Source organism: Campylobacter sp. US50a, from assembly GCF_004379015.1.
GTDB classification, from domain to species: Bacteria; Campylobacterota; Campylobacteria; order Campylobacterales; family Campylobacteraceae; genus Campylobacter_D; species Campylobacter_D jejuni.
Genome location: NZ_RYYJ01000001.1, coordinates 233,091 through 259,791, shown reverse-complemented (window position 1 = coordinate 259,791; position 26,701 = coordinate 233,091). Strand labels below are relative to the sequence as shown.

The following is a 26,701-nucleotide window of genomic DNA, read 5'->3' as shown; positions in this document are numbered from 1 at the left end:
ATTATAGCAAAAAAGCAGTGATTCGATGAAAACTATACGCACACAAACTCCTCTTCGTCTCGGTCTAGCAGGTGGGGGAACTGATATAAATTTATATTGCGATAAATACACAGGTTATGTTTTAAATGCGACTATATCTTTATACATACATTGCACTTTAATCGAAAGAGAAAATGGAAAAATCATTTTTGATTCTTCTGATACAAATTCTTACTGTGAGTATAAAAGCAAAGAATTCTTAGAAAATGATGGAAAATTAGATATTTTTAAAAGTATTTATAATCGCATTGTAAAAGATTTTACAAAAAAACCTTTGAGTTTTTCTTTGCACACTTATTCTGATGTACCAAGTGGTAGTGGCTTGGGGGGAAGCTCAACTTTGGTTGTAGGGGTTATAAAAGCCTTTGCAGAATGGCTTAATCTGTCTTTAGGGGAATATGAAATCGCTAAGCTTGCTTATGAGATAGAAAGAGAAGATTTAGGCATAGTAGGTGGAGCACAAGATCAATATGCCGCAACTTTTGGCGGCTTTAATTTTATGGAATTTTATGATAATAAAAGAGTAATTGTTAATCCTTTGCGTATCAAAAACTGGATAGCTAGTGAGCTTGAAGCTAGAACTGTGCTTTATTTTACAAATATCACAAGAGAAGCAAAAGATATAGAAGAGCATAAAAAAGGAAAGCTTGGAGATGAAAAGTCTTTAGAAGCCATGCATGCCATAAAGCAAGATGCTATAAATATGAAAGAAGCTTTATTTAAGGCTGATTTTGATGCTTTGGCACAAATTTTAGGTAAGTCTTGGCAGTCAAAAAAAATCATCTCAGAAATCGTTAGCAACGATGAGCTTGAAAGAATTTATCATTTAGCTATGCAAAATGGAGCTTATAGTGGCAAAACCAGTGGAGCAGGAGCAGGTGGATTTATGTTTTTCTTCGTAGATCCTACTAAAAAATATAACCTAATCAAAGCTTTAAGTAAAGAGCAAGGCTGGGTGCAAGATTTTTCATTTACAAAAGAGGGGGTTAAATCATGGAAATTATAAATAATTATATAAAAGAACATTTTCAAGAATCAATTTTGGTAAAAGAGCAAATTTTAAAAGATGAGAATTTAATAACTCTTATTAAAAATGCTTCATTAGAAGTCATAAAAGCTTATAAAAATGGTAACAAAACTTTATTAGCAGGAAACGGTGGTAGTGCAGCAGATGCACAGCACATCGCAGGGGAATTTGTAAGTAGATTTTATTTTGATAGGCCTGGTATCGCAAGTATTGCACTTACGACAGATACTAGCGTATTAACAGCTATTGGGAATGATTATGGTTATGAAAATTTATTTGCTAGACAAGTACAAGCTCAAGGAGTTAAGGGAGATGTTTTTATAGGAATTTCTACAAGTGGAAATAGTAAGAATATCTTAAAAGCTTTAGAGCTTTGCAAGCAAAAAGAAATCATAAGTATAGGCTTAAGTGGAGCTAGTGGCGGGGCTATGAATGAGCTTTGTGATTATTGTATAAAAGTGCCTTCAATTTGCACGCCAAGAATTCAAGAGGCACATATTTTAATAGGACATATTATTTGTGCTATCGTTGAGGAAGAGCTTTTTGGTAAAGGTTTTTCTTGCAAGCAATAATACTTTGTGGTGGCTTAGGAACAAGGCTTAAAAGCGTTATAAAAGACATTCCAAAGCCTATGGCACCGATAAATGATAAACCTTTTTTAGAATTTATTTTTGAGTATCTTAAAAAACAAGGTATAAAAGAAGTAATTTTAGCAGTATCATACAAACATGAAGTGATAAAGGAATATTTTAAAGATGAATTTTTGGATATAAAAGTAAAATATAGTATTGAAAAAGAGCCTCTAGGAACGGGTGGAGCTATAAAAGAGGCTTTGAAATTTATAAAAAATGAGACTTATGTTTTAAATGGCGATACTTTTTTTGATATAGATTTAAGTAAATTAAAGCTAAATGGAAGTAGAATTTGCCTTGCTTTAAAGCAAATGAATGATTTTGATAGATATGGCACAGTAAATGTTGATGATCAAGGTTTTGTAATTTCTTTTGAGGAAAAGGTATTTAAAAAGCAAGGTTTAATCAATGGTGGAATTTATCTTTTAACTAAAGATATTTTTAATGATTTTGCTTTGCAGGAAAAATTTTCTTTTGAAGAGTTTTTGCAAGAAAACTATAAAAAACTGAAGACTAGAGCTTGTATTTTTGATGATTATTTTATAGATATTGGTGTGCCTGAGGATTATTATAATTTTACAATCAACCAAAGCCATTTTTAAAGAATAAACCCTATGTATAACCCAAATTCAGCTATAGAAAGAGTAAAAAATCATTTAGCCTATAAACTGGGTCAAGCTCTAATTGATTTTAAACAAAATGGGGGGGGGTATATAGCATTATTTAAAAAACTTTATAAAATTAAAAAACAACATAAAAAAGAACAACAAATTTATCAACAAACCATACAAATCTTTCCTCAACTTAAATATCCAAGTTTGGAAACATGTCCTGATTATAATGAATCCCTAAGATATAAATTTCATTTATCTTATATGCTGGGAGAAGTTTTAATCAAGGCTGATATGAATAAGTTTAAAGATGGGTATTTTTTTCTTTTTAAAAATATAGAACAAACTAAAAAAGATTATAAAATAATAAAAGAAATTTTAGATCTTTCTAAAAAGTTTGAAGAAAATATTTATATTATACTCGCTGAAAATAAAAATTTATTCATGTGTAATTTGGATAATTTGAAAATTATTTTAGACTTACATAAAAATTATATACCAGCATTAAAAGTTATTTTTCAAAATTTTAATTATACGCTAAATCATTTGGAAATGATACAAGAATGGTTATTATCAAGTGATTTTAAGCAAAGATTTCAAGATGTAAATCATCCTTATCCTTCTTTACTTGACCCTAAAAAACTTAATGATCAAGCAGAAAAAATAAATTATCATAATATTTCAGGCGAATTAGCTTGGAAAATGAATTTACCATTGCCTGAAAATTATAAATTAATATGGCTATGGGCTGCATGTAGTGGAACAATGGCTATTTATACATTTTTTAATTATTCAGGTATTTCAACTATTAATGCAAATGGTTGGGAAGATGAAAAAAAAGTTTATATTGATAATTATACGTATATATTAAGCAAAAAAACACATGTAGCAATAGCTCCAAGAGTGTTTGAAAATAATGATAAAATTTATTATTTATTTACTAGCAATGTTCCTTTATTATATATATGTAGAGATCCAATATCAATTATCAGGCATGCAATAAATCATATAGGTGACCAAAATAGCAAAATAAAACCAATGATGAAACAGATAACTTTAAATTCAAATTTTAAAGAGCTTTTTCCAGAAATACTTTACTGGTATTCCAATTCAAGCAAACCTGAATTGAATAGCTTGATAAAAGTTTTAGATAATTATGAACTTTACTTTAAATCATATCAAAGAATTAAAATTTTAAAAAAAGATGTATTGTGTTTTGAACTTAATGAAATCTCTGGTTTAAATGCTCGAAAAACATTTGATTTTATAGCTGATAAATTTTTTAATGTAAAATGCGATTATTCTTTTTTTTCTAAAAGAATTAATCGCCATCAAGGTGATTTGGTTGTGCTTCCAGTTGTATATTCTATTGTTATAGGTGAAATTTGTATTAATATAGTAATTACTACAAAAAATCTTATGTATTTTAATTCTTTAGAGCCTAAGATGACAGATGAAGACTATATTGACATTACTTCTGAAATTTTTAAAGAAAGAAAGTTAATGTTTGATAATATTATTTTGTTAATAAAACAAAAAGAATATAATATTTTAAAGAATAATCAAAAATGTTTTATAGATAGCAAAAAATATTTAAACGGTTATATGGATGCGTTTGAAGAGAATGAGATAAAGATTAAAAACAATCTTATTACAGAAGAAGAAATTTTGCAATATTTACAAATGAGAAAAGATTTGCGATTAAAATTAAAAGATATTTTAGATGAAGAATTAAATTTTATAAAAATAAATTATCCAAAGCATTTAAAACAATGGAAATATTATCAAAAATTTGAGCAGATGTGTAATGAAATATAATTTAACTATTTGGCTTACAGGTTTAGCAGGAAGTGGTAAAAGTTATATAGCACAAGCATTGTATAGAAAATTAAAAGAGAAATATGACAATGTTATCTATCTTGATGGAGATGAGTTAAGAGAGCTTTTGGGATGTTTTTCCTATGATAAAAAAGGTCGTATGGATGTATCCTTTAAACGATCCGATTTTGCTCGTTTTTTAAGTAATCAAGGAATGATAGTTATCGTAAGTGCGATTTCTATGTGGAATGAAATTTATGAGTATAACCGCAAATATTTAAAAAATTATTTTGAAATTTATATAAAATGTGAATTTGAAGAGTTGAAAAGACGTGATAAAAAGAATTTATATACCCAAGCTTTAAAGGGTGAAATTTCAAATGTCGTGGGTGTAGATATTCCGTATGATGAACCAAAAGCTGATTTAGTGATTGACAATACTCAAATGACAGCACTTGATGATAAGGTTTGCCTTATTTTAACAGCGCTTTCTCAAAATTTTGATAATTCAAAGCGCGAATAAATGTTACAAGTTACCCATGAAAATTTCCTAGATTTAAAATATTTTGCTAGCGGTGTGTTTTATCCTTTGCAAGGTTTTATGAATTATGAAGAATATAAAAAAGTAATTTATGAAATGCAACTTTTAAATGGTGAAATATGGACCTTGCCTATTACTTTAGAAGTGGATGATTTTAAAGATATTTATGTGGGACAAAAGCAAGATCTATATTATCAAGACAAATTTATAGGAAATATTCAAATCGAAGATAAATTTTGCGTTCAAGATCAGGATCTTTATGAAATTTTTCAAACTAAAGATGAAAAACATCCTGGTATTATAAAAGAAAAAAAACGCTCTTCTTTGCGTGTTGGTGGAAAAATAGAACTTAAAGAAGAATTTTATAAAGATTCTTTATATAAAAATATTTTAAAAGATGTTTTTAATGCTGATATTAAGACCATAGTGGGTTTTCAAACAAGAAATCCTATCCACAGAGCTCATGAACATTTGCAAAGAATTGCGCTTGAAATTTGCGATGCTTTGTTTATTAATCCTCTAACAGGCTGGAAAAAGCAAGGAGATTTTACCGAAGCAGCAGTGATGAGTGCTTATAAAACTATGTTTGATAAGTTTTATCCTAAAGATAGAGTTTATATTCAAGGTTTACAAACTGCTATGCGTTATGCGGGTCCTAAAGAAGCTATTTTTCATGCTTTACTTAGAAGAAATATGGGTTGTACCCATTTTATCATTGGTAGAGATCATGCGGGAGTGGGAGATTATTACGGAATTTACGAGGCGCAAAAGTTGGCTAAAGATCTATCAATGCGTTATGATTTAGGTATAGATTTTTTACTTTTAAAAGAACCTTATTATTGTTCTAAATGTCAAAAAATTGTGAGTGAAAAAAATTGTGCACATTATAAAGAACATAGAATTGCAATTAGTGGTACGCAAATTAGAAAGGATTTAAGCGAGGGTAAAATTCCTAGCGAACTTATGATGCGTTCAGAAATTTCTGCTAGTATACTTGCTTTAGGTAGAGAAAATATTTTTATTGATTAAAGGATTGATAATGAAGAAGCTTATTTTAACAACAGGTCCTAGTTTAGGTGGAAAGATAAATCTTAATCAAATTCATCAAGATAAATTTATTTATAGAATCAATGGAGCTCATGGAGATATAGAGAGTATTAAAAATACTATTATTAATTTAAGAAAACAAAAAGCTGATATTGATATTTTGATTGATTTGCCAGGAAATAAAATTAGAACTTCAGGGATTAGCGAAGCTATTCAAGTAGAAAAAGATAAGGATTTTTCTTTAAAAATTGATCAATTTAACTATAAAGAATTTTATAAGCTTGTTAAACCAGGTATGGAGGTTTATGCAAATGATAGTGTGTTTTTATTTATTGTAAAAGAAGTTAACGATAAAGAAATTATATTTACATCTAAAAGCACAGGATTGCTTTTAAATAATAAGGGTATGCATGTAAGAAATTTGCATGATAATATTCCTTTTTTATTTGAAAAAGACAAGGAACTTATAAAGCTTTGCAATGAGTTTGATATAGCTTATGTAGGAGCTTCTTTTGTAAGAAAAGCAAGTGATATACAAGAATTAAAACAAGTGCTTCATTCAAATACTAAGATTATTTCTAAAATTGAAACTTTAGAAGCAGTGAATAATTTATACAGTATTTTGCAAGAAGTAGAATATATTTTAATTGATAGAGGAGATTTATCCACAGAAATTGGTATAGAAAAAATTCCACGTTTTCAAAATTATATTGTAGAAATGGCACATCATAATGCAATTAAAGTATTTTTAGCTACACAAATTTTAAAAAATATGGAAGAAAAACCCATTCCTACTATTGCAGAAATTGATGATTTATATAATATCGCAAAAAGTGGAGTTTTTGGTGTGCAACTTTCTGAAGAAACAGCTGTAGGACACTATGTAGAAGAATGTGTTAAGATTTTAAATTTAATACAAGATGAAATCAATAATGAAAAAATCATTCTTTAAGAAAGCAATATGAAATTTGAATCTTTAAGTCCTGAGAATATTAGTATTATATTTTTATCTTTAGGAGTTTTATTATTTTCTTCTTTTGTTTTTGGAAAATTATTTACTTTATTTAAAGCCCCAAAAGTAATTGGTGAAATTTTTGGTGGTTTTGTTTTGGGGGCAAGTGGTTTGTATATTTTTGCTCCTGATTTACTTACAGATATCTTTAATGGATTTAACGAGCAAGGGAAGATATTAAATATTTTTTATCAATTAGGTTTGATATTTTTAATGTTTATTGCAGGGTTTAATACGCAAATTAGTTTTGAAAAACAAAATATTAAGATTATTTCTACTTTATTTTTAGGTGGTACTTTTTTATCTGCTGGTGTGGGATATTTTTTTATTGATTATTTTAAAGAAAGTTTTATTGGAATAAAGGGGAATGATTTATCTTTTGATTTGGTTTTTTTAATAGCCATTGCTGTAACTTCTATACCTGTGATATCAAAAATATTTTTTGATATAGGAGTGATTAAAACAAGATTTGCAAGCATAGTTTTAACCACTTCAACAATACAAGATTTGTTTTTATGGATTTTACTAAATATTACTATTAATGCCGCAACAAATCAAGATTTAACTTTAATGAGCAATCTTAAAACCGCTTTTCTTACTTTATTTTTATTTATAGCTGTGAAGGTAATTTCTCATTTCTTTGAAAAAATTTCTTTTCGCATGAGTACAATTGATTTTTTTACTTTAAGCTTTGTTGTGTTATTTTTATCTATAGCTTTTTTAAATATGATTCATATCAACCCTATGTATACTTCATTTCTTGTAGGTTTTTTAATAAAAAATATTTTAAATAATCATCAAGAATTAAGAGAAAAAGTTAACGGTATTTCAGATATGGCTTTTTCATTTTTTATTCCTATTTATTTTGCTTTAATCGGTATTCAATTAAATATTATGCATGAATTTTCTTTTAACATGTTTATATTCTTCCTAATTCTTGCGTGTTTATTGAAATTTTTAGGTTGTTATATAGGATTAAATTTTGTTAAAATTTCTAATATTTCAAGAATTAATTTTGCAATTACTATGAATGCTAGAGGTGGCCCAGGAATAGTTTTAGCGAGTGTTGCCTATTATTATCAGATTATTAATGTAAGTTTTTTTACAACACTTATTTTAACTGTTTTAATTTCTTCGATGATGGCGGGTTATTGGTTGAGATATCAAAAAAATAAAAATATAAATATTTTTTCTGAATTTTGATAAAAATTATAGAATTGAATTTTTGATATAAAAAATTTGTTATAATTCTTTTAAAAATATTTTTAAAAGAAATATTTATGAAGTATTACTCAACATCAAAAAAACTTATCACTAATGTTAAAAATTTTTATACCATTTTTTTATATAAGAAAAATTTAAAAATCAACAAAGATGATCTTTTCTTTGGCTGGGGACGTAAAAAATCAGGTTTAAAAGCTATGAATTTAGCTAAAAAATATAATACTAAATTCATACTTTTAGAAGATGGATTTATCCGCTCATTAAACTTAGGGGTTGAAAATAGCCCAAGTTTTTCTATGGTTAAAGATGATATAGGCATTTATTATGATGCAACAATGCCTTCAAAACTTGAAAATCTTTTAAATACTTATGAATTTAAAGGTGAAGAAATCAAGCAAGCTAAAAAAGCTATAGAGCTTATCAAAAAATATAAAATTAGCAAGTATAATAACAATCTTGATATCCCAGATGATTATTTTCAAAAAGATGAAAAACGTGTTTTAATTATTGCTCAAACGGCCAATGATGCCTCTCTTGAATTTGGGCTTGCTAAAGATTTTAAAACTGTCGATATGATAAAAGATGCCATAAAAGAAAATCCTGATTCTAAAATTTATATAAAAATCCATCCTGATGTTTTAAGTGGTAAAAAACAAAGTGATTTAGATATAAATTCCTTACCTAAAGAATGTATTTTAATCAGTGAAAATTTTAATCCCATAGCCTTGCTTGAGTTTTTTGATAAGGTTTATACTAAGACTTCTGGTATGGGTTTTGAAGCTTTGATACAAGAATGTGAGTGTGTTTGTTATGGCATGCCATTTTATGCAGGTTGGGGTCTAACAAAAGATAAATTAGAGTGTAAAAGAAGGATGCAAAAAAGAAGTTTAGAAGAAGTTTTCTATGCTGCTTATATACTTTATGCTGAGTATTTTAATCCTTATTTAAATCAAAAAAGCAATATTTTTGATACTATTCAAACTTTAGCAAAATATAAAGATATAGAAAAGGCAAATTCTAATAGACTTTTTATGCTAGGCTTTACCTTATGGAAAAGGCATTTTATCAAGCCTTTTTTTAAGGCTAAAAATAATGAAATTATTTTTTTAAATTCTATTAAATCTTTAGTTAAATACAAGCTTAAAGATGATGATAAATTTTTCATTTGGGGTAAAAGGATAGATTATAATACTCTTAAAAGCACTCTTATAAAAAAAGCACAAGATGAGAATTTGCTTCATTTTACTCCTAAAATTTCTTCAGTTGAAGATGGTTTTATTCGCTCAATCTCTTTAGGTTCTGATCTTACTCGCCCTTTTTCTTTAATCGTTGATGATAAAGGACTTTACATAGATCCAAATAAAGCAAGCAAATTAGAAGAACTTTTGCAAAACAAAATTTTTGATGAAAATATGCTAAATAGGGCAAAAAATATCATAAAAATCTTACTTGAGAACCGCTTTTCAAAATATAATGGCTTAAAGCATGAAGACTTAAAAATCAATGCCAAAATAGGACAAAAGGTTATTTTAATCCCCGCTCAAGTTGAAGATGATGCTTCGATGATTTTAGGGGGTTTTAGCTTATCTACTCTTGATTTGCTTAAGGAGGTACGTTCTAAAAATCAAGATGCTTATATCATCTTTAAGCCTCATCCTGATGTTTTAAGTGGTAACCGTGTGGGTTTAAAAGATGAAACACTCATTTTGGAATTTTGTGATGAGATTGTAAAAGATTGCAGTATCGATAGTGCTATAAAAATTGCTGATGAAATTCACACTATTACTTCTACAAGTGGTTTTGATGCTCTTTTAAGAGCTAAAAAAGTTTTTACTTATGGTATGCCTTTTTATGCAGGCTGGGGTTTAACAAAAGATAAACATAAATGCGAAAGAAGAACAAGAAAACTAAGCCTAGAAGAGCTTGTAGCAGGTGCTTTGATCACATATCCAAGATATATAAATCCTAAAACAAAAACTTTATGTGAAATTGAAGTTTGTTTAGATATAATGCTAAATTTACAAAAAGATTATTTTTCAAAAAAACATATAAAATTGGCAATAGATTTTAAAACTTTTATGCTTAGAAAAATAAGAAGATTTTATGAATTTTTAGCAAAGAAATGAGATTTAGCACTAAAATTAAAAAAGAATTTAGCGGTAAAAATGTTTTACTCTTGCAAGGGCCTGTGGGAAATTTTTTTCATCATCTTGCAATGAAAATGAAAAAAAACCAAACCAAAGTTTTTAAACTCAATTTTAATGGTGGAGATTTTTTTTTCTATCCTAGTGGAACAAGGTGTAAGTGTGATGAAAAAGATCTTGAAAATTTCTATAGAGATTTTTTTCAAAGTAAAAAAATCGATGCTATTTTAATGTATAATGATTGTCGCATTATCCATGCTAAGGCTATTAAAGTGGCTAAAGAATTAGAAATTGAAGTATGGATTTTTGAAGAAGGGTATTTAAGGCCTTATTGTATTACTTTGGAAAAAGATGGAGTGAATGCAAATTCTTCTTTACCGCGTGATAAAAATTTTTATCTTTCTCAGGATATTTTTACCAAAGAAAGCATAAAAGAAATTCCAGGTGGATTTAAATTTATGGCTTTTGATGCTTTTTTGTATTGGTTGTTTGCTTTTATTTTGGCTCCATTTTTTAACAACAAACTTCATCATCGTACTTTATATCCTTTTGAATTTTTATTTTGGTTTAGATCTTTATATAGAAAATATCTTTATAAGATTACAGAAAAAAAACTAAATGAAAAGATTTATAATTTAGAAAAAAAGTACTTTTTGGCGATTTTACAAGTTTATAGCGATACGCAAATTAAATATCATTACAAAAAAAGCATAGAGCACTTTATAGAGCAAACCATACTTTCTTTTGCAAACCATGCAAGAGCTAAATCTTATCTAGTTTTTAAACACCATCCCATGGATAGGGGTTATAAGAATTATTCTAAACTCATAAATGATTTAAGTCAAAAATATCATGTAGAAGGAAGGGTTTTATATGTTCATGATACCCACTTGCCAGTTCTTTTAAGAAAGGCTTTAGGTTGTATTACTATAAATTCAACAGTAGGCCTTAGCGCTATTTTAGAAGGCTGTCCGACTAAGGTTTGTGGCAATGCTTTTTATGATTTTGAAGGCTTATCTTATCCAAAGAAGCTTCAATTTTTTTGGCGTGAAGCTCATGCTTATAAACCTAATCCTATTTTGGTATGTAATTTTAAGAAATATCTTTTACAAACTAATCAATTCAACGGCAATTTTTACAAAAATTTCTTTTTAGACAAATAAGACTAAAAAGCTTTGATTAAGAGAGCTTTTAAAGCAAAGTTGTTATAATTAAAAGTAAAAAGAAATATTGTATGAATAGGGAAGTATTTTATATAGCAGGATATGATCCTAAAAGTTATAGATTTTATTATGATTTATTTAAAAAAAACCTAAAAGATTATTCTCATGCTTTTAACATTGAAGCTGATTTAAGTAAAATTGAAAAAAAAGAGCAATTTCCTTTTTTTAAAATTTCTTGCGAGGGAGTGCAAACTAAATATCATTTTTTAACATGGAATGATATTGTTAAGAAAAATTGGTCAGAAAATTATAAAGATGCCTTAGCAGATTGTTATAGTTTTTTTAGAATTTATACTATCACAGGGCTTTTTATCAAATTTGGCAAAGAGTCGATTTATCAACTTATCACAGGTTATTATCCTTTTTTTTATGTGTTATTTTCTTTACTATTTTCTTTGGTTTTAGCTTTTGGAAGTTTTGCTTTTTTGCAAAATTATATGCATTTTTCTTTAGCTATCATTATAGGATGTTTTTTAGGATTTTTACTAAATCATTTTTTATTTAAATTAGGTAAGAAATTAGCTGTATTTTGGATAGCAAGAATTTGTGCTTTTTGTGCTACTTGGCAAGATAAAAAAACAGGCACTATGCAAGAAAGAATCAAGCTTTTTGCAAATGTTATAGTAGATAAGCTAAAACGAAACGAAAGCAAACAAGATTATGAGCTTATTTTGGTAGCGCATAGTGTTGGAACTATAGTTTGTATAGAAGTTTTGGAGTGTATTTTAAGACAAAATTTAGATTTATCTTTGCTTCGTAAATTAAAAATTCTTACTTTAGGAGAATGCATACCTTTAGTGAGTTATCAAAAAAAAGCAGATGAATTTAGAAAGAAGCTTGAATTTGTTTCAAGGTTTGATTTAAAATGGTATGATTACACATCGATTATTGATGGAGCATGTTTTCCTCAAGTGGATTTTTTCCGCACGAGTGGTGTAAATGCTAAATTTACACCCCCATTTTTAAGTACTAAATTTCACACTTTATATGAAAAACATGAGTATAAAAAAATAAAAAGAGATAAAAACAAAGCGCACTTTTTATATCTTTATAGTATTAGTGTTAAAGGTGATTATGATTTTTTTTCTTTCATCATAATGCCTAAATTTTTAGAAGAAAAGGTAAAAATATGAGTGAATGTCCCTTTTTTCCAAAACCTTATAAAAATAAAGCTTCTACACTTTTAACTTTTTTGTTAAAGCGTAGATCTTGGCTTGATGGGCTTTATGAGCGTAGTTATAAAATGCAAACAGGCTATGTGAAGATGCCAAATTTTGATCTTTATGTTATAAATGACACTAAAGAAGTTAAAAGAATGATGGTTGATGAGGTTAGAGAATTTCCTAAAAGTGCATTTTTGCATGAGCTTTTAAGTCCGCTTTTAGGGGAGAGCATTTTTACTACAAATGGTGAAGTTTGGAAAAAGCAAAGAGAGCTTTTGCGTCCAAGTTTTGAAATGACTCGTATCAATAAAGTGTTTAATCTTATGAGTGAAGCTGTGGCAGATATGATGGATCGTTTTAGCAAGTATCCAAATCATGCTGTTATCGAAGTAGATGAAGCTATGACTTTTATTACCGCTGATGTGATTTTTCGCACCATTATGTCTTCAAAACTCGATGAGGAAAAAGGTAAAAAAATCTTAAATGCCTTTGTGACTTTTCAAGAGCAAAGCGTGCATACAGCCATGCGTCGTATGTTTTGTTTTCCAAAATGGCTTTCTTATGTTTTAGGAGATCGTAAGCGTGCTAAGGCCGGAGATGTGATCAGACAGGTTTTAAGTGACATCATAAAATCAAGATATGATATGGCAGATAATGCAGAATTTGAAGATATTTTAGGATCTTTGCTTTTAGTAGTGGATGCAGATACAAATAAGCGTTTTTCTTTTGAGGAAATTTTAGATCAAGTGGCTATGCTTTTTTTAGCAGGACATGAAACCACAGCAAGTTCTTTGACATGGACGCTTTATTTGCTTAGTCTTTATCCTAAGGAGCAAGAAAAAGCTTATGAGGAGATTACTCAGGTTTTACAGGGTGGAGCCATTGAAATTTCGCATCTAAGACAGTTTAAATACTTAACAAATATTTTTAAAGAATCTTTAAGACTTTATCCTCCTGTTGGATTTTTTGCAAGAGAGGCAAAAAAAGATACCCAAGTTAGAGATAAGCTTATTAAAAAAGGTTCTGGGGTGGTGATTGCTCCTTGGCTGATACACAGACATGAAGAATTTTGGACAAATCCACATGGATTTAATCCTTCTCGTTTTGAAGGAGAATACAAAAAAGATGCTTATTTGCCTTTTGGTGTAGGGGAAAGAATTTGCATAGGACAAGGTTTTGCTATGCAAGAAGCTATTTTGATTTTGGCTAATATTTTAAAAACTTACAAACTAGAACTTGAAGAAGGTTTTGTACCTGATGTAGTAGGCCGTTTAACAGTGCGTTCGGCTAATGGTATGAGGATAAAATTTAGCAAAAGAGAGTTATGAAAAGAGTTAGAACTAAAATTCGTGCCAATTTTCGTCGTCGTGTAAAACGCACTTTAAAAGGAAGCTTAAAAGAAAAATTAGCAGGGACTATTCTGCTTTGTGCAATAGTACCTTTAGCAGTTTTAGGATATCTTTTTATCGTGATTATAGGAACTTTTTTTAATACCGCACGAGCAAGACAGGGTGTTAGAGCCTTAGATCATTTTGTAAATGCAAGCTTGTTTAATGGCTATGCTTGGGAGAGCGTTTCTTCTCATGCGTGGCGTGAAAGAAATCGTAAAAAATGGGCAAGGATTGTTATAAAAATCACAGATTTTTTTCAAAAAGATCATTGTAAAAGAGCAAATAAAAGAGAACAACCTGTGGTAGATTTCATACTTTCAAGAAATTTAGACAAGCAAACTATAGGAAAATAATCAAACTATAGCCACTATGGCTATAGCAAAACCATTATCATGAGAAATGCTTAGGGAAGTTTGAGTGATATTAAAATTTTTTGTAATTTTTTGAGAATATTTTAATTTAGGCGCGTTTTTTTCATCTTTTGATATTTCAATATCAAAAAAACTGCATAATTCACAAATTCCAACACCCAAAGCCTTGCTAGCAGCTTCTTTAGCAGCCCAAAGACCTGCTAGAGTTGCTGGATTTTTAATGAGTATTTGTTCTTTTGAGCTTAGAAATTTATCCAAAAAATTTTTGCCATGTCTAGAATGAATTTTTTCTATCCTAGAAATGGCGATGATATCACAGCCTACACGCATTTAAGAAACTACAAAATCCGTAAAATAAACATTTTTAATAAAGCCATCGGTTAAAATTTCATTGATTTTTCCAACTAGCTCATCTTTTAAACGTTCTTTGCCTTTTTGTGTACTTACTTCTTCAAAAGTTTTAGCTGTTAATGTACGAATAATAATATCACGAATCACCGGGACTTTTTTATCAAGTTCAGGTTTTAAAAGTTCGCTATTTTGTTCTAGTTCTATAGTGCATTTTACATATCTTGAGCCGCTATCGCTAAGTAAATTTAGGGTAAAAGGATCAAGTGGGTACATAGGACCTATATTAGCAAAATCACTACCTCGTTGAGTAGGGGCTGAAACTTTAGGTTTATCAGCTTTTGCTTCTTCTTTTGGAGATTCTTTGACTTCACTTTCATCACTTGAACTGCTTGAAATAAGCCAAGCAATCACTCCCATAATACTAAGAAGTAAAACAAAAAGTAAAATAACAATAATAATTACAAGTGAACCGCCTTTTTTCTTTTTCGTTTCTTCGTTTTCTAATTCTTCATCCATAAATTTTCCTTCATTTAGTGAAATTAATGTAAAATTGTAGCAAAAATTTCTTTTCTATCCAAATTTGCTTTAGAAAAACGATAAATTTAGGTCAAAGAAGAGATGAATTTAAAGGAAAAAAATGTTAGATGTGATTTTTAGAGAATATGATATAAGAGGGCTTTATGGCAAAGAACTGAATGAAAAAAGTGTTAAGGCTATAGGTTTTTGCTTGGGACAAACCATGCTAAATAAAGGCTGTAAAAATGTAAGTGTGGGCTATGATGCAAGATATAGTGCAAATGAACTTTTTAATTATCTAGTGAGTGGACTTAACAAAGCAGGGATAAAAATCTATGATATAGGGCTTGTGCCAACTCCATTGGGATATTTTAGTCTCTATGAGGGCTTGAAATTTGATGCAAATGTTATGATAACAGGCTCTCATAACCCAAAAGATTATAATGGTTTTAAAATCACTATCAATAAAGAAAGTTTTTTTGGCGTGGAATTAAAAGAGTTTTCAAAAGAAGTTTATAAGCATTTAGATGATGAGATTGAAGAAAATTTAGAAGTAGAAAAATACGATATTTTAAGCCTTTATGTGAAATTTATGTGCGAGCAATTTAGTTTTTTAAAGGATTTTAATTATAAATTTGGTGTTGATTGCACAAATGGTGCGGCTGGAGTGGTGATAAAGCCTTTAATCAAGGCTTTAAATTTAAAAGCTCATGTAATGTTTGCAGAGCCTGATGGACAGTTTCCAAACCACGCTCCAGATCCTACAGAAGAAGAAAACTTAAGTGCAATTAGAGAGTTTTTAAATCAAAATCAAGATTATTCTTTAGCTTTTGCTTTTGATGGGGATGCTGATAGAATGGTTGCTTTGAGTAAAACTCATGTATTTTGCGGGGATGAGCTTTGTTATTTGTTTGCTAAAAATATTCCTAATCCACGCATTTTAGGTGAGGTAAAATGTTCTAAAAATCTTTTTGATGAAGTGGCTAAATTTGGAACTATTTTTATGGGAAAAACAGGACATTCTAATATCAAAAAAATGATGAAAGAAAAAGATATTGATTTGGCTGCTGAAGTGAGCGGACATATTTTCTTTAAACATAGATATTTTGGTTATGATGATGGAATTTACGCATTTTTAAGAGCCTTAGAACTTGTTTATAAAGGTTTTGATTTAGAAAGTATGATTAAAGCTTTACCAAAACTTTATACTACGCCTGAAATTAAAATTCCTGTAAATGAAGAAGAAAAATTTAAACTTGTGGAAGAATTTCAAAAAGAGATTGAAAAAGGAGCTTTAAAAGGTGTTAAAAGTCTTTGTGAAATCGATGGAGCTAGGATAGATTTTGGCGATGGATGGGCTTTGCTTCGTGCATCTAACACCAGCCCTTATCTTATCACACGCTTTGAAGCAACTTCTTTAGAAAGAGCAAAAGAGCTTGAAAGTATGGTATTTACTTTATTTGATGATATAAAAGCTAGGCTTAAGAATTGATGAGATAATATTTTGCGATTTAAATTTATTTTAAAAAGGAATTAAAAATGAAAAAAATACTTGTTTTACTTTCGTTATGTGCCTTTGCTTTTGGTGCAAGTGAATGTGATAGAAAAATCGATCGTATCAATAAAGAAATCAGTTTTTCTAAAGCGCATAATGATACAGCTAGAACCTTAAGCTTAGAGCTTGCTTTAAAACAAGTACAAAATGATTGTGCTAAAGATCCTATGTTTTATGATAAAAAGTTAGAAGCTAAAAAACTTAAAGAACAAGAAGTGGAAAAAATCGAAAAAGAACTTGATGCTTTAAAAGAACAAAAAGATTATATGAGTAAGGCTGAGTATAAAGCTAAAAAAGAAGCTTTAAAAGAACAAAAAGAGAAAATCAAAAAAGAAATTAAAGAATATATTGATAATCTCTAAAAATTAAAAGGCTAATTAAATTTAGTCTTTTTAAACCCTACCTTTTTTAAGATTTTCTAATAATTCTTCTATATTATAAATTCCTCTGTGTTCTGGTGTTAAAAGATGGATTAAAATATCACCAAGATCAATCACGCTCCATTCTTCACTACTATCTATGTTTAAAAATTCCTCACCTTTGGCTTTAAGTTGTGTTTTAAGCTCATCGATCAAAGATAGAGCGTGTCTTTCTCCTAAAGTAGCTGCGATAATGACATATTTTACAAAGTATTCTTGCTCGCTCATGTCAATGGTTTTGATATCTTCAGCTTTTTTTTCATCTAAAATTTTAACGATTAAATCTATTCTTTCTTGCATTATTTTCCTTTAATTTTTGAAATTGTATCAATTTTTTTGTAATTTTTCATAATATTTTTTTACTTCATCTTTAATTTCTTCGCAAACTTCATTTGTATTTAAAGTATTGCGTATGAAAGAAGAAGCGATTTTTTTATCGGTTTTTAAATCTTTGAAATTCTTAGGAATTTCTATATCATTGCGATTAGCAATAACAAATTCTACCAAAGAATTAAGTTTTTCAAAATCATGCCAAAGATGAAGTTTTTCTAAATGATCAGCACCAATTAAAAGATAAAATTTACTAGGATTATAAAGCTTATAAAGATACTTAACACTTTCTATGCTAGGAACAGGGCGTTTTTGCTTGGTTTCAAAATCACAAATTTCAACTTTTGGCAAATGCCCCCAAAGTTTTTTAACCCATAAGAATCTTTGCTTTTCATCAGCACTAAAGTTTTGTTTAAAAGGGTTGATATAAGTAGGCATAATAATAAGCTTATCAATATCTAATTTTTCCAAAGCCTCTAAAACAACGCTATTATGACCATTATGCGGCGGATCAAAACTGCCACCAAAAAGTGCTATCTTCATTAAAATTTTAACCTTTTTTTTGTAGAATATTAACATTATATTTTGCAAAAGGAAATTAAATGGCTGTAAAAGTTGCTATAAATGGTTTTGGACGCATAGGCAGATGTGTTGCAAGAATCATCTTAGAAAGAAATGATATTGAGCTTGTGGCGATAAATGATACTACGGATATTGAACTTACAAAATACCTTTTTAAATACGATACAGTACATGGTGAATTTAAAGGCAGTGTTAATAGTGAAGGCGATGATTTAGTGGTAAATGGTAAAAAAATCAAAGTATTTAAAAGTCGCAATGTAAAAGATCTTGACTTTGCAAAATACGGGGCACAAATTGTTTTAGAATGCACAGGGGCGCATTTAACTATGGCAAAATGTCAAGAATTTATAGATATGGGAGTGCAAAAAGTGATCATGAGTGCTCCTGCAAAAGATGATACTCCTACTTATGTTTTAGGAGTAAATTCAGAACTTTACAAGGGTGAAAGCATTATTTCTAATGCAAGTTGTACAACAAATTGCTTAGGTCCTGTTTGTCGTGTTTTACAAGATAATTTTGGTATCGAAAAAGGACTTATGACAACAATACATGCTTATACAAATGGACAAAGTATTATTGATGCTAAAGCTAAAGATAAACGCCGTTCTCGTGCTGCAGCACAAAATATCATTCCAACCTCTACAGGTGCAGCAAAAGCTATGAAACTTGTTATGCCTGAACTTAATGGCAAGCTTCATGGACAAAGTATGCGTGTGCCAGTGATTGATGTATCAAGCGTGGATTTAACTGCACAACTAAGCCGTAAAGTCAGCAAAGATGAAATCAATGAAGCTTTTAGAAAAGCTGCAGCTACAAATTTAAAAGGCATTTTAATGGTGGATGATGATGAAAGAGTTTCAAGTGATTTTATCACTTGTTCTTATGGAGCAATTGTGGCAAGTGATTTAACTCAAGTGATTGCGGATGATTTTATCAAGGTAATTGCTTGGTATGATAATGAATGGGGCTATTCAAGTCGTCTAGTAGATATGGCAGTATATATTGCAAATAGGGCTTAATCATGAGTGATATTATTTCTATAAAAGATATTGATTTAGCTAAGAAAAAAGTTTTTATAAGATGTGATTTTAATGTTCCTCAAGATGATTTTTTAAACATCACTGATGATAGACGCATAAGATCAGCTATTCCTACGATAAGATATTGTTTGGATAATGGTTGTAGTGTGATTTTAGCCTCTCATTTAGGGCGTCCAAAAGAAATTAGCTCTAAATATTCTTTAGAACCTGTGGCTAAGCGTCTTGCTAGACTTTTAGATAAAGAAATTATTATGGCAAAAGATGTTATCGGCGAAGATGCAAAAACCAAAGCTATGAATTTAAAAGCGGGTGCAATTTTACTTCTTGAAAATTTGCGTTTTGAAAAAGGTGAAACTAAAAATGATGAAAATTTAGCCAAAGAACTTGCTTCTATGGTTCAAGTTTATATCAATGATGCTTTTGGAGTATGCCATAGAGCACATTCTAGCGTGGAGGCTATTACTAAATTTTTTGATGAAAAACACAAAGGCGCAGGATTTTTACTCCAAAAAGAAATTGATTTTGCAAGCAATCTTATCAAACATCCAGCACGTCCTTTTGTCGCTGTTGTTGGAGGTTCAAAGGTGAGTGGAAAACTTCAAGCATTGACAAATTTATTACCAAAGGTAGATAAATTAATCATAGGCGGAGGTATGGCATTTACTTTTTTAAAAGCTTTAGGTTATGATATAGGAAATTCACTTTTAGAAGAAGAACTTTTAGAAGAAGCTAATAAAATTCTTACCAAGGGTAAAAATTTAGGAGTGAAAATTTATCTTCCAGTAGACGTTGTAGCCGCTCCTGCGTGCTCACAAGATGCGCCGATGAAATTTGTTCCAGCGCAAGAAATTCCAAATGGTTGGATGGGTTTAGATATAGGACCTGCAAGTGTGAGGCTTTTTAAAGAGGTGATTTCTGATGCGCAAACGATTTGGTGGAATGGACCTATGGGTGTTTTTGAGATTGACAAATTTTCAAAAGGTAGCATTAAAATGAGTCATTATATCAGCGAAGGACATGCAACTTCTGTTGTTGGAGGCGGTGATACGGCTGATGTGGTTGCGCGCGCAGGTGATGCAGATGAAATGACTTTTATTTCCACTGGAGGTGGTGCTTCTCTTGAACTTATAGAAGGTAAAGAACTTCCAGGCGTAAAAGCTTTAAGATCTAAGGAAAATGAATGATCTTTGCTGTAAATTTAAAATGCAATCACACAAGAGCAAGTTTTAAAATTTATGCTGAAATTTTAAATAAAACTATGGGAGCAAAATGTGATGATATTATCGTTTTCCCACCTAGTGTAGCATTTTTAGAAAATGAAAATAACTTCATACAAGGAGCGCAAAATTTTTACCCTTGTGTTAATGGTGCTTTTACAGGCGAGCTTGGAAAAGAGCATTTGGACGAATTTGGGATCAAATGTGTTTTAATCGGGCATTCTGAAAGAAGAGCTTTAGGAGATGAAGAATTTATTAAGGCTAAATTTGATTTTGCTAAAGAGCATGGTTATAAAATTGTTTTTTGTATAGGTGAAAATTTAGATACAAAAAATTCAGGCAAGACTTTAGAGTTTTTAAAAAAACAACTTGAAATTATTGATTTAAATTATGAAAAACTCATTATCGCTTATGAGCCTATTTATTCTATAGGAACGGGAGTGAGCGCACAAAGTACAGATATCGCTAAAGTGCTTGAATTTTTAGCGAGTTTAACTAAGGCACCTTTGCTTTATGGTGGAAGTGTGAATGAAAATAATATTAAAGAAATTTTAAGTGTAAAACATTGTGGTGGAGTTTTGATAGGCTCTGCAGCGTTAAAAGTAGAAAATTTTATAAAATTAATCAAAGGATAAAAGATGATTATGAAGGGTAAAAAAGGCCTTATTGTAGGGGTTGCAAATAATAAATCTATTGCTTATGGCATAGCAAAAGCATGTTTTGATCAAGGAGCCGAGCTTGCTTTTACTTTTTTAAATGATGCTTTAAAAAAACGCGTAGAACCTATAGCACAAGAGTTTAATTCTAATTTTGTTTATGAGCTTGATGTAAACAATAATGAGCATTTAGATTCTATCGCTGAAAAAATCAAAAAAGATTTAGGTGAGATTGATTTTGTAGTGCATGCGGTTGCTTTTGCTCCAAAAGAAGCTTTAGAAAATTCTTTTTTAGAAACTTCAAAAGAAGCTTTTGATATAGCTTTGCAAACTTCTGTGTATTCTTTACTTTCTTTAACACGTGCGGTTTTACCTATTTTAAAAGATAAGGGTTCGATTTTGACTTTAAGTTATCTTGGTGGGGTTAAATATGTGCCTCATTATAATGTTATGGGTGTAGCAAAAGCTGCACTTGAAAGTTCTGTGCGTTATTTGGCAAGAGATTTAGGGGTAAAAGGAATCCGTGTTAATGCTATTTCAGCAGGTCCTATTAAAACTTTAGCAGCAAGTGGAATAGGAGATTTTAGAATGATTTTAAAATACAATGAAATCAATTCTCCTTTAAAACGCAATGTTAGTATAGAAGATGTAGGAAATTCGGCTATGTATTTACTTAGCGATTTGGCAAATGGTGTTACAGGTGAAATACATTATGTCGATGCAGGATATAATATCATGGGCATGGGTGATGTTGAAAAAAATGAAGAAGGGCAAACTGTTCTTTGTTGGGATAATCAAAAAGGATAAAAAATGGCAAAGCTTAGCAATGAAGAATTAAAAAATATACTTGAAGATCGCATTAAAAAACTTGAAAATTCTACTTTAAAAGAGAATAAGGTTATCAATGAAGAAAGTGTAAAAATTCTTGCTAGGCATTTATCTTTAGGCAATGAAATTCCAGCTCTTGCTCAAAGATTTTTTCAAATCGCACCTAAAACAAAGTTAGTATGGCTTCATCTTTGTGAATGTACAGGGTGTAGCGAGAGTTTGTTGCGTTCTGAGTTGCCAAGTTTTGATGAGCTTATTTTTGATTTTTTTTCTTTAGAATATCATGAAACTTTAATGGCGGCAAATGGCACTAAAGCTGAAGAGCTTTTAGAACACGTTTTAGAAGAAGATTTTATTTTAGCGGTTGAAGGTGGTGTTGCAGCGATTGATACCTTTTTTCTTACTATAGGAGCACAAGGAGAGAGTGGCTATGAAATTTTAGAAAAACTAGCTGCTAAAGCCAAGGCTATCTTTGCAGTGGGTACTTGTTCAAGTTATGGTGGTATTCAGGCTGCTTATCCAAATCCTAGTAAAACCTGTGGTATTAGTGAAGTCTTAAGTCAAAAAGTAGTAAATATCCCAGGTTGTCCTCCAAGTGATGTAAATATCATTGCGACTTTAAGTTTTTTTGCTTTATTTGGAGTTTTGCCTGAACTTGATGAGCAAAATCGTCCTGTGTGGGCTTATGGTAAATGTTTGCATGATATGTGTGAAAGAAAGGCGAAATTTGAAAGTGGGATTTTTGCTGAACATTTTGATGATGAAGCTGCAAAGAATGGAGCTTGTTTATTTAAGATAGGTTGTAAAGGACCTTATACTTACAACAACTGTCCTAAAGTGAAATTTAATGCTAAAACTTCTTGGCCAGTGGCTGCAGGACATGGTTGTATAGCCTGTAGTGAGAAAAATTTTTGGGATGAGTTTGGAAATTATGAAAAGCCTATGGCAAATATTTTTTCTTACGCTAAACTTTGTAATGAAGAGTTAAAACAAGAATTTTTTCTAGAAGAGCAAATTAAAATTTTAGAACAAATAGATTTTGAATTTGAAAGCAATATAAAACTTATTTTACAAAATATAGCTAAAAATAAATTAGGTGCTTTGCTTGTAGAAAATTATAAAAAATCCTTTGAGAAAAACTATGCTTTTATAGAACAAAATTTTGATGAAAATTCCATGCCTTCAAAAGATTTTTGGAAATATCTTGAGATGAGTTTTATTTTAGTTAAAGGTGAGTTTTTAAAAGATAAGAATGATTTTTTAATTGCGGCAAAAAATTACGCTTTTAAACATGCAAGTCCTTATGATTTTAAGTTAAATATGAACGCTGAAAAACCAAAGCTTGATGTGAGTAAATCTTTTCGTATGACTTTAATCTATCTTTGCGGTGGGCTTGATTTTGAAGGTATTGCTTATAGTATTTTAAAAGCTTTTGAAGATAATATTACTAAAATTTCATCATTAAAAGCAAGTTAATTTAATAAAATTTTAGCAATATGAAGCCCTATAAAAGCTACTATATAAGCACTTGTGCAGGTAAAAAGAAAGAGAAAGAGAGTGTATTTTAGCTTTCCACTTTCTTTTGAAAAAACTATAGTTGCTGCAAAGCAAGGATTATAAATCATTACAAATAAAATAAAAGCCACTGCACTTGGCATAGGTATGTTATTAGCGATAATTCCTTTTAAATCATTATTTGTTTCATCTACATCTTTTCCTAGTGAATAAAGCACGCCCATAGTTGAGATCATCACTTCTTTAGCAGCCAAACCACTGATTAAAGATACGCTTAATTTCCAATCTAACTCAAGGGGTTTAAAAATAGGTTCTATGCCTTTGCCAAATTGTCCTAAATAACTTTGTTCTATAGCTCTTTCTTGAGCATTAAAATCATTTAAATTTTCTTCACTTTTTGGAAAATTGCTAGCAAACCATATGAGCAAAGAGGCCAAAAGTATGAAAGTTCCTGCTTTTTTAAGATACATTTTGGCTTTATTATAAACCATAAACCAAACTAAATGCCAATTTGGCATACGATATTTTGGCATTTCCATAACAAAAGGTTCATCAAGTCCACGAAATGCTGTCATTCTTAAAAATTTTGCAGCACAAAGTCCTAAAATCGCACCTAAAATATAAATTCCAAAAAGATAATTTCCTGCTTTTTCACTTGGAAAAAAAGCACCGATAAAAAGCACATATACAGGAAGTCTTGCCCCACAACTCATAAAATTGATCACAAAAAGAGTTAAAAGCCTATCTCTTTTGTTCTTAAGAGTGCGTGTAGCCATAAAAGCAGGTACCGAACAACCAAAACCAGTGATTAGCGGAATAAAACTTTTACCATGCAAACCAAATTTATGTAAAATCCCATCAAGTAAAAAAGCTACTCTTGACATATAGCCTGTGGTTTCTAAAAGAGCTATGCCTAAAAATAAAATCATTATATTAGGTAAAAAAAGTATCACAGCGCCAACACCTGCGATAATCCCATCAGCCAAAGCTGAAGCGATAAAGGTATTAGAAATATTGTTTTTAACAAATTCACCTAAGGCATTAAAGCCTGATTCTATATAATCCATAGGAATTTGTCCTAAGCTAAAGGTGAGTTGAAATAAAAGCCACATTAAAAATAAAAATATAGGCAAGCCAAAGAATTTATGGATAAGTAAGGCATCGATTTTTTTGGTTAAATTTCTTTCTTCTTTTTTGTGTGTAATAATTTTTTTTGAAAGTTCATTAATAAAATATAATAAATCTTCTTTTTCTGGACTTTTTTCGCAAAGCGGAGTATAAAATTGGGATCTTGGAATAAATTTATTTTCAAATAAAATAATAATTTTTTGCAGCAAAAGTTCTAAATTTTCTTTTGTTTTTGCTGAAATTTCAACAACTTGACTTTGAAATTCTTGGCTTAAAACAGAAGTGTCAAGCTCTATACCTTCTTTTTTGGCTTCATCGCACATATTTAAAGCTAAAAGCATTTTTTTATTAAGGCTTAAAAGTTCTGCACTAAGGATAAGATTACGTTCTAAATTGGTGGCATCTAAAACATTAACAATAACATCATAGTCATTTTGATTTAAAAAATGACGTGTGATTTTTTCTTCTTCGCTATATCCATCTAAAGAATAAGTTCCTGGTAAATCAATGACTTCAAATTCATAGTTTTTGTAAAAAGTTTTTGCGCTTGCTTTTTCTATAGTAACTCCGCTAAAATTTCCTACTTTCATATTAGCTTTGCAAAGCGCATTAATAAGAAGACTTTTGCCTACATTAGGCTGACCTACAAGGGCTATTTTGATTTTTTTCATATAAGATTCACTTCTATGGTTTTAGCTTCATCAGATCTTAGGATAACACAACTTGTATCAAGTTCTACCATTATGGTGGCATTTTTTAAAGAGGAGTGAATTTTTTTCAAGTTTTTATTTTTAATAAATCCAAAGCTTAAAAGTCTATTTTTGAGTTCTTTGTGAGCGTTTAAATTGACAATAATAGCCTTTTGTCCATCTTTTAACTCGTTTAAAGTCATTGTAATTCCTAAATTAATAATAAATATTATAATAAAAAAGTGTAATGAAATATCCTTCTTGTAAAAAGAAGGATAAATATTTAAAAAGAAAAGCGGTTTAAATTTTCTAGATTGATGATTTGATCTAGAATTTTGTTAGCTTTAGCATTATCAAGGTAAATTTGTGCATTGGCTAAAAATTTAGCTTTTAATTCTTCAAAACTTAGTGGATTATCAAAATTACCTTTATTGATAAAAACATCTTTTTGGATTATGCGTCCATCTTGCAAACTGGCTTCTAAATGCCCTGGAAAATATTTTGGAAAGCCTTGAGATTTTCTTTTTTCGTAACTGATTTTTTTAGCAAATTCTAGTACTTCTTTACGCTTTAAATTTTCATAAGATTCAAGAGTGATTTTACCATCAAAGAATCCTAGAGCCATTAAAAAAGGCATGGAAAATTTAGCTTCATAAGCACTATTTGGAGTGTATTTTGCTTCCAAAGGATCGCAGATAAAAGAAATAGGAACTTCATCTACAAAGCAATGAATACTTTTAATTTCATCAGCTTTTAAACCATCATTTTTTAAAGCAATAGCACAATCAATAAGCCCATGAGCAAAATGACAACTTGGATAAGGCTTGATTGAAACTTGCATGGTTTGCCAAATTTCACCTAAGGCTTTGCTAAGTTCTGTTTTATCGCATTCTTCTTCTATGCCAAAACATTTAAAGATATTATCCCTACCTTCAAAAATACTCAAAGGCCCACTCATATTGTTTTTAGCAAAATGAGCTACCATAATGCCGTTTTTAATAGCATTGGCAATATGTAAAACTTTTGAATTGGATCCATTGGATAAAAACTCATTAACCCCACTTGCAAAACTTCCTGCAAGTCCTAAAGCATTGATGATTTGTTCTTTGTTAAGATCTAACAAGATTACGCTTGCACTCACACTTCCAAAAATTCCTGCAATAGCAGTAGTATGAAAACCACGCTTATGAAAAGTACCTTTGCTTGCAATGCCTACTCTAGCTGCAATTTCCCAGCCTACTATAAAAGCTTTAATGATTTTTTTCGCATCTTTGCTAACATGAAAACCATAATTTAAACAAAGTGGAGTTAAAATCGCACTTGCATGCAAAATCGCTTCTGTATGCGTATCGTCAAAATCTAACGCATGAGAAGCAATGCCATCTAGCATGGCTGCGTATATAGGATCTAATTTTTGATCATTTACCCAAATAGGAGTATTTTTTTCTGTGCTTAAATTTTCAAAAGTTTTAAAAGCATTTAAAACACATTCTTCTTTGCTTGCTGCTATAGCTGTTCCAAGGCTATCAAGCATAAGCTCTTTAGCTCTTTGAACAACTGTATTAGGGATATTTTCATATTTAAGATTGAAAATAAAATCCGCTAAAATTTCACTATAGAACATGATTTTTC

Annotated in this window: 26 protein-coding genes and 1 pseudogene; 20 read left to right on the top strand and 7 right to left on the bottom strand. The window is 29.8% G+C overall.

Annotated elements, in window-relative coordinates:
* Window positions 1-25 precede the first annotated feature (25 nt).
* The 13 genes from hddA to ELQ11_RS01220 all read left to right on the top strand — a co-directional run bounded on the left by hddA (window position 26) and on the right by ELQ11_RS01220 (window position 14,225).
* Entirely contained in the window at window positions 26-1,045 is a 1,020-nt protein-coding gene (gene hddA / locus ELQ11_RS01280) for a D-glycero-D-manno-heptose 7-phosphate kinase (RefSeq protein ID WP_134225105.1), read from the top strand.
* The gene (gmhA2, locus tag ELQ11_RS01275) at window positions 1,033-1,638 is read left to right on the top strand and encodes a D-sedoheptulose 7-phosphate isomerase (RefSeq protein WP_126264528.1); all 606 of its coding nucleotides are present in this window, start codon (window positions 1,033-1,035) and stop codon (window positions 1,636-1,638) included. Before hddA ends, gmhA2 begins: the two co-directional genes overlap by 13 nt.
* A complete protein-coding gene (locus ELQ11_RS01270) occupies window positions 1,626-2,300 on the top strand; it encodes a nucleotidyltransferase family protein (RefSeq protein WP_126264529.1) in 675 nt (224 codons plus the stop codon). The genes gmhA2 and ELQ11_RS01270 overlap by 13 nt, the downstream gene beginning before the upstream one ends.
* A gap of 12 nt (window positions 2,301-2,312) precedes the next feature.
* Complete coding sequence (locus ELQ11_RS01265) at window positions 2,313-4,127, top strand: DUF2972 domain-containing protein (RefSeq protein WP_126264530.1); 1,815 nt, start codon at window positions 2,313-2,315, stop codon at window positions 4,125-4,127.
* Window positions 4,117-4,650, top strand: a complete 534-nt coding sequence (locus ELQ11_RS01260) for an adenylyl-sulfate kinase (protein ID WP_070243147.1) — start codon at window positions 4,117-4,119, stop codon at window positions 4,648-4,650. Before ELQ11_RS01265 ends, ELQ11_RS01260 begins: the two co-directional genes overlap by 11 nt.
* Complete coding sequence (locus ELQ11_RS01255; protein WP_070243146.1) at window positions 4,651-5,697, top strand: sulfate adenylyltransferase; 1,047 nt, start codon at window positions 4,651-4,653, stop codon at window positions 5,695-5,697.
* Window positions 5,698-5,707: 10 nt separating this feature from the next.
* Window positions 5,708-6,667 (top strand): pyruvate kinase, encoded by a 960-nt coding sequence (locus ELQ11_RS01250; protein WP_022552400.1) that lies wholly within the window; start codon window positions 5,708-5,710, stop codon window positions 6,665-6,667.
* A gap of 9 nt (window positions 6,668-6,676) precedes the next feature.
* Window positions 6,677-7,930 carry a cation:proton antiporter gene (locus ELQ11_RS01245; protein WP_022552399.1) on the top strand — a complete coding sequence of 418 codons (1,254 nt, stop codon included), beginning with the start codon at window positions 6,677-6,679 and terminating at the stop codon, window positions 7,928-7,930.
* Window positions 7,931-8,007: 77 nt separating this feature from the next.
* Complete coding sequence (locus ELQ11_RS01240; RefSeq protein WP_126264531.1) at window positions 8,008-10,077, top strand: capsular polysaccharide biosynthesis protein; 2,070 nt, start codon at window positions 8,008-8,010, stop codon at window positions 10,075-10,077.
* Window positions 10,074-11,258, top strand: coding sequence for a capsule polysaccharide modification protein KpsS (gene kpsS / locus ELQ11_RS01235; RefSeq protein ID WP_002866681.1), 1,185 nt, complete (start codon window positions 10,074-10,076; stop codon window positions 11,256-11,258). The genes ELQ11_RS01240 and kpsS overlap by 4 nt, the downstream gene beginning before the upstream one ends.
* 71 nt (window positions 11,259-11,329) lie before the next feature.
* A complete protein-coding gene (locus ELQ11_RS01230; protein ID WP_126264532.1) occupies window positions 11,330-12,451 on the top strand; it encodes a DUF829 domain-containing protein in 1,122 nt (373 codons plus the stop codon).
* Entirely contained in the window at window positions 12,448-13,809 is a 1,362-nt protein-coding gene (locus tag ELQ11_RS01225) for a cytochrome P450 (protein WP_126264533.1), read from the top strand. The genes ELQ11_RS01230 and ELQ11_RS01225 overlap by 4 nt, the downstream gene beginning before the upstream one ends.
* Window positions 13,806-14,225: a hypothetical protein gene (locus tag ELQ11_RS01220; RefSeq protein ID WP_002862076.1), complete on the top strand. Its 420-nt coding sequence runs from the start codon at window positions 13,806-13,808 to the stop codon at window positions 14,223-14,225. The genes ELQ11_RS01225 and ELQ11_RS01220 overlap by 4 nt, the downstream gene beginning before the upstream one ends.
* Here the strand turns inward: ELQ11_RS01220 and acpS are convergent, their stop codons facing one another.
* Both acpS and fliL read right to left on the bottom strand, forming a co-directional pair.
* Window positions 14,226-14,573 carry a holo-ACP synthase gene (acpS, locus tag ELQ11_RS01215; RefSeq protein ID WP_070243143.1) on the bottom strand — a complete coding sequence of 116 codons (348 nt, stop codon included), beginning with the start codon at window positions 14,571-14,573 and terminating at the stop codon, window positions 14,226-14,228.
* Window positions 14,574-15,110: a flagellar basal body-associated protein FliL gene (fliL, locus tag ELQ11_RS01210; RefSeq protein WP_070252652.1), complete on the bottom strand. Its 537-nt coding sequence runs from the start codon at window positions 15,108-15,110 to the stop codon at window positions 14,574-14,576.
* A 102-nt stretch (window positions 15,111-15,212) separates the two neighbouring features.
* Here fliL and pgmL point away from each other — a divergent pair.
* A pseudogene (gene pgmL, locus ELQ11_RS01205) lies at window positions 15,213-16,602 on the top strand (phosphoglucosamine mutase PgmL).
* Between the two features lie 47 nt (window positions 16,603-16,649).
* Window positions 16,650-17,027: a DUF1090 family protein gene (locus tag ELQ11_RS01200; protein ID WP_002932559.1), complete on the top strand. Its 378-nt coding sequence runs from the start codon at window positions 16,650-16,652 to the stop codon at window positions 17,025-17,027.
* Window positions 17,028-17,057: 30 nt separating this feature from the next.
* Here ELQ11_RS01200 and rsfS read toward each other — a convergent pair whose 3' ends face one another.
* Both rsfS and nadD read right to left on the bottom strand, forming a co-directional pair.
* A complete protein-coding gene (gene rsfS, locus ELQ11_RS01195) occupies window positions 17,058-17,384 on the bottom strand; it encodes a ribosome silencing factor (protein ID WP_002855339.1) in 327 nt (108 codons plus the stop codon).
* Between the two features lie 27 nt (window positions 17,385-17,411).
* Window positions 17,412-17,957, bottom strand: coding sequence for a nicotinate (nicotinamide) nucleotide adenylyltransferase (gene nadD, locus ELQ11_RS01190; RefSeq protein ID WP_052858276.1), 546 nt, complete (start codon window positions 17,955-17,957; stop codon window positions 17,412-17,414).
* A gap of 59 nt (window positions 17,958-18,016) precedes the next feature.
* Here nadD and gap point away from each other — a divergent pair, with 59 nt between their 5' ends.
* The 5 genes from gap to ELQ11_RS01165 are packed head-to-tail and all read left to right on the top strand — an operon-like array spanning window position 18,017 to window position 23,213.
* A complete protein-coding gene (gap, locus tag ELQ11_RS01185) occupies window positions 18,017-19,015 on the top strand; it encodes a type I glyceraldehyde-3-phosphate dehydrogenase (RefSeq protein ID WP_070252651.1) in 999 nt (332 codons plus the stop codon).
* Window positions 19,016-19,017: 2 nt separating this feature from the next.
* On the top strand, window positions 19,018-20,220 hold the full coding sequence (locus ELQ11_RS01180) for a phosphoglycerate kinase (protein WP_126223071.1): 1,203 nt from the start codon (window positions 19,018-19,020) through the stop codon (window positions 20,218-20,220).
* Window positions 20,217-20,888: a triose-phosphate isomerase gene (locus ELQ11_RS01175; protein ID WP_002866689.1), complete on the top strand. Its 672-nt coding sequence runs from the start codon at window positions 20,217-20,219 to the stop codon at window positions 20,886-20,888. Before ELQ11_RS01180 ends, ELQ11_RS01175 begins: the two co-directional genes overlap by 4 nt.
* A 3-nt stretch (window positions 20,889-20,891) precedes the next feature.
* Window positions 20,892-21,716: an enoyl-ACP reductase FabI gene (fabI, locus tag ELQ11_RS01170; RefSeq protein WP_044780153.1), complete on the top strand. Its 825-nt coding sequence runs from the start codon at window positions 20,892-20,894 to the stop codon at window positions 21,714-21,716.
* Between the two features lie 3 nt (window positions 21,717-21,719).
* Window positions 21,720-23,213 (top strand): hydrogenase small subunit, encoded by a 1,494-nt coding sequence (locus ELQ11_RS01165; protein WP_126264535.1) that lies wholly within the window; start codon window positions 21,720-21,722, stop codon window positions 23,211-23,213.
* On the opposite strand, the gene feoB is transcribed toward ELQ11_RS01165, so the two are convergent.
* From feoB to ELQ11_RS01150, 3 genes are all read right to left on the bottom strand, one after another.
* Window positions 23,210-25,051 carry a ferrous iron transport protein B gene (gene feoB, locus ELQ11_RS01160; protein WP_126264536.1) on the bottom strand — a complete coding sequence of 614 codons (1,842 nt, stop codon included), beginning with the start codon at window positions 25,049-25,051 and terminating at the stop codon, window positions 23,210-23,212. The genes ELQ11_RS01165 and feoB overlap by 4 nt on opposite strands.
* Window positions 25,048-25,272, bottom strand: a complete 225-nt coding sequence (locus tag ELQ11_RS01155) for a ferrous iron transport protein A (protein ID WP_002779147.1) — start codon at window positions 25,270-25,272, stop codon at window positions 25,048-25,050. The genes feoB and ELQ11_RS01155 overlap by 4 nt, the downstream gene beginning before the upstream one ends.
* An 80-nt stretch (window positions 25,273-25,352) precedes the next feature.
* Entirely contained in the window at window positions 25,353-26,693 is a 1,341-nt protein-coding gene (locus ELQ11_RS01150) for an MmgE/PrpD family protein (protein WP_126231655.1), read from the bottom strand.
* Window positions 26,694-26,701: the final 8 nt, after the last annotated feature.

Coding starts and splice junctions, on each gene's coding strand:
- fabI (WP_044780153.1), top strand. CDS start 20,892: ATGATTATGAAGGGTAAAAAAGGCCTTATTGTAGGGGTTGCAAATAAT.
- feoB (WP_126264536.1), bottom strand. CDS start 25,051: ATGAAAAAAATCAAAATAGCCCTTGTAGGTCAGCCTAATGTAGGCAAA.
- ELQ11_RS01225 (WP_126264533.1), top strand. CDS start 12,448: ATGAGTGAATGTCCCTTTTTTCCAAAACCTTATAAAAATAAAGCTTCT.
- ELQ11_RS01155 (WP_002779147.1), bottom strand. CDS start 25,272: ATGACTTTAAACGAGTTAAAAGATGGACAAAAGGCTATTATTGTCAAT.
- ELQ11_RS01255 (WP_070243146.1), top strand. CDS start 4,651: ATGTTACAAGTTACCCATGAAAATTTCCTAGATTTAAAATATTTTGCT.
- ELQ11_RS01250 (WP_022552400.1), top strand. CDS start 5,708: ATGAAGAAGCTTATTTTAACAACAGGTCCTAGTTTAGGTGGAAAGATA.
- ELQ11_RS01260 (WP_070243147.1), top strand. CDS start 4,117: ATGAAATATAATTTAACTATTTGGCTTACAGGTTTAGCAGGAAGTGGT.
- rsfS (WP_002855339.1), bottom strand. CDS start 17,384: ATGCAAGAAAGAATAGATTTAATCGTTAAAATTTTAGATGAAAAAAAA.
- kpsS (WP_002866681.1), top strand. CDS start 10,074: ATGAGATTTAGCACTAAAATTAAAAAAGAATTTAGCGGTAAAAATGTT.
- gap (WP_070252651.1), top strand. CDS start 18,017: ATGGCTGTAAAAGTTGCTATAAATGGTTTTGGACGCATAGGCAGATGT.
- ELQ11_RS01265 (WP_126264530.1), top strand. CDS start 2,313: ATGTATAACCCAAATTCAGCTATAGAAAGAGTAAAAAATCATTTAGCC.
- ELQ11_RS01180 (WP_126223071.1), top strand. CDS start 19,018: ATGAGTGATATTATTTCTATAAAAGATATTGATTTAGCTAAGAAAAAA.
- ELQ11_RS01230 (WP_126264532.1), top strand. CDS start 11,330: ATGAATAGGGAAGTATTTTATATAGCAGGATATGATCCTAAAAGTTAT.
- fliL (WP_070252652.1), bottom strand. CDS start 15,110: ATGGATGAAGAATTAGAAAACGAAGAAACGAAAAAGAAAAAAGGCGGT.
- ELQ11_RS01165 (WP_126264535.1), top strand. CDS start 21,720: ATGGCAAAGCTTAGCAATGAAGAATTAAAAAATATACTTGAAGATCGC.
- ELQ11_RS01240 (WP_126264531.1), top strand. CDS start 8,008: ATGAAGTATTACTCAACATCAAAAAAACTTATCACTAATGTTAAAAAT.
- nadD (WP_052858276.1), bottom strand. CDS start 17,957: ATGAAGATAGCACTTTTTGGTGGCAGTTTTGATCCGCCGCATAATGGT.
- gmhA2 (WP_126264528.1), top strand. CDS start 1,033: ATGGAAATTATAAATAATTATATAAAAGAACATTTTCAAGAATCAATT.
- ELQ11_RS01150 (WP_126231655.1), bottom strand. CDS start 26,693: ATGTTCTATAGTGAAATTTTAGCGGATTTTATTTTCAATCTTAAATAT.
- hddA (WP_134225105.1), top strand. CDS start 26: ATGAAAACTATACGCACACAAACTCCTCTTCGTCTCGGTCTAGCAGGT.
- ELQ11_RS01220 (WP_002862076.1), top strand. CDS start 13,806: ATGAAAAGAGTTAGAACTAAAATTCGTGCCAATTTTCGTCGTCGTGTA.
- ELQ11_RS01245 (WP_022552399.1), top strand. CDS start 6,677: ATGAAATTTGAATCTTTAAGTCCTGAGAATATTAGTATTATATTTTTA.
- ELQ11_RS01175 (WP_002866689.1), top strand. CDS start 20,217: ATGATCTTTGCTGTAAATTTAAAATGCAATCACACAAGAGCAAGTTTT.
- ELQ11_RS01200 (WP_002932559.1), top strand. CDS start 16,650: ATGAAAAAAATACTTGTTTTACTTTCGTTATGTGCCTTTGCTTTTGGT.
- acpS (WP_070243143.1), bottom strand. CDS start 14,573: ATGCGTGTAGGCTGTGATATCATCGCCATTTCTAGGATAGAAAAAATT.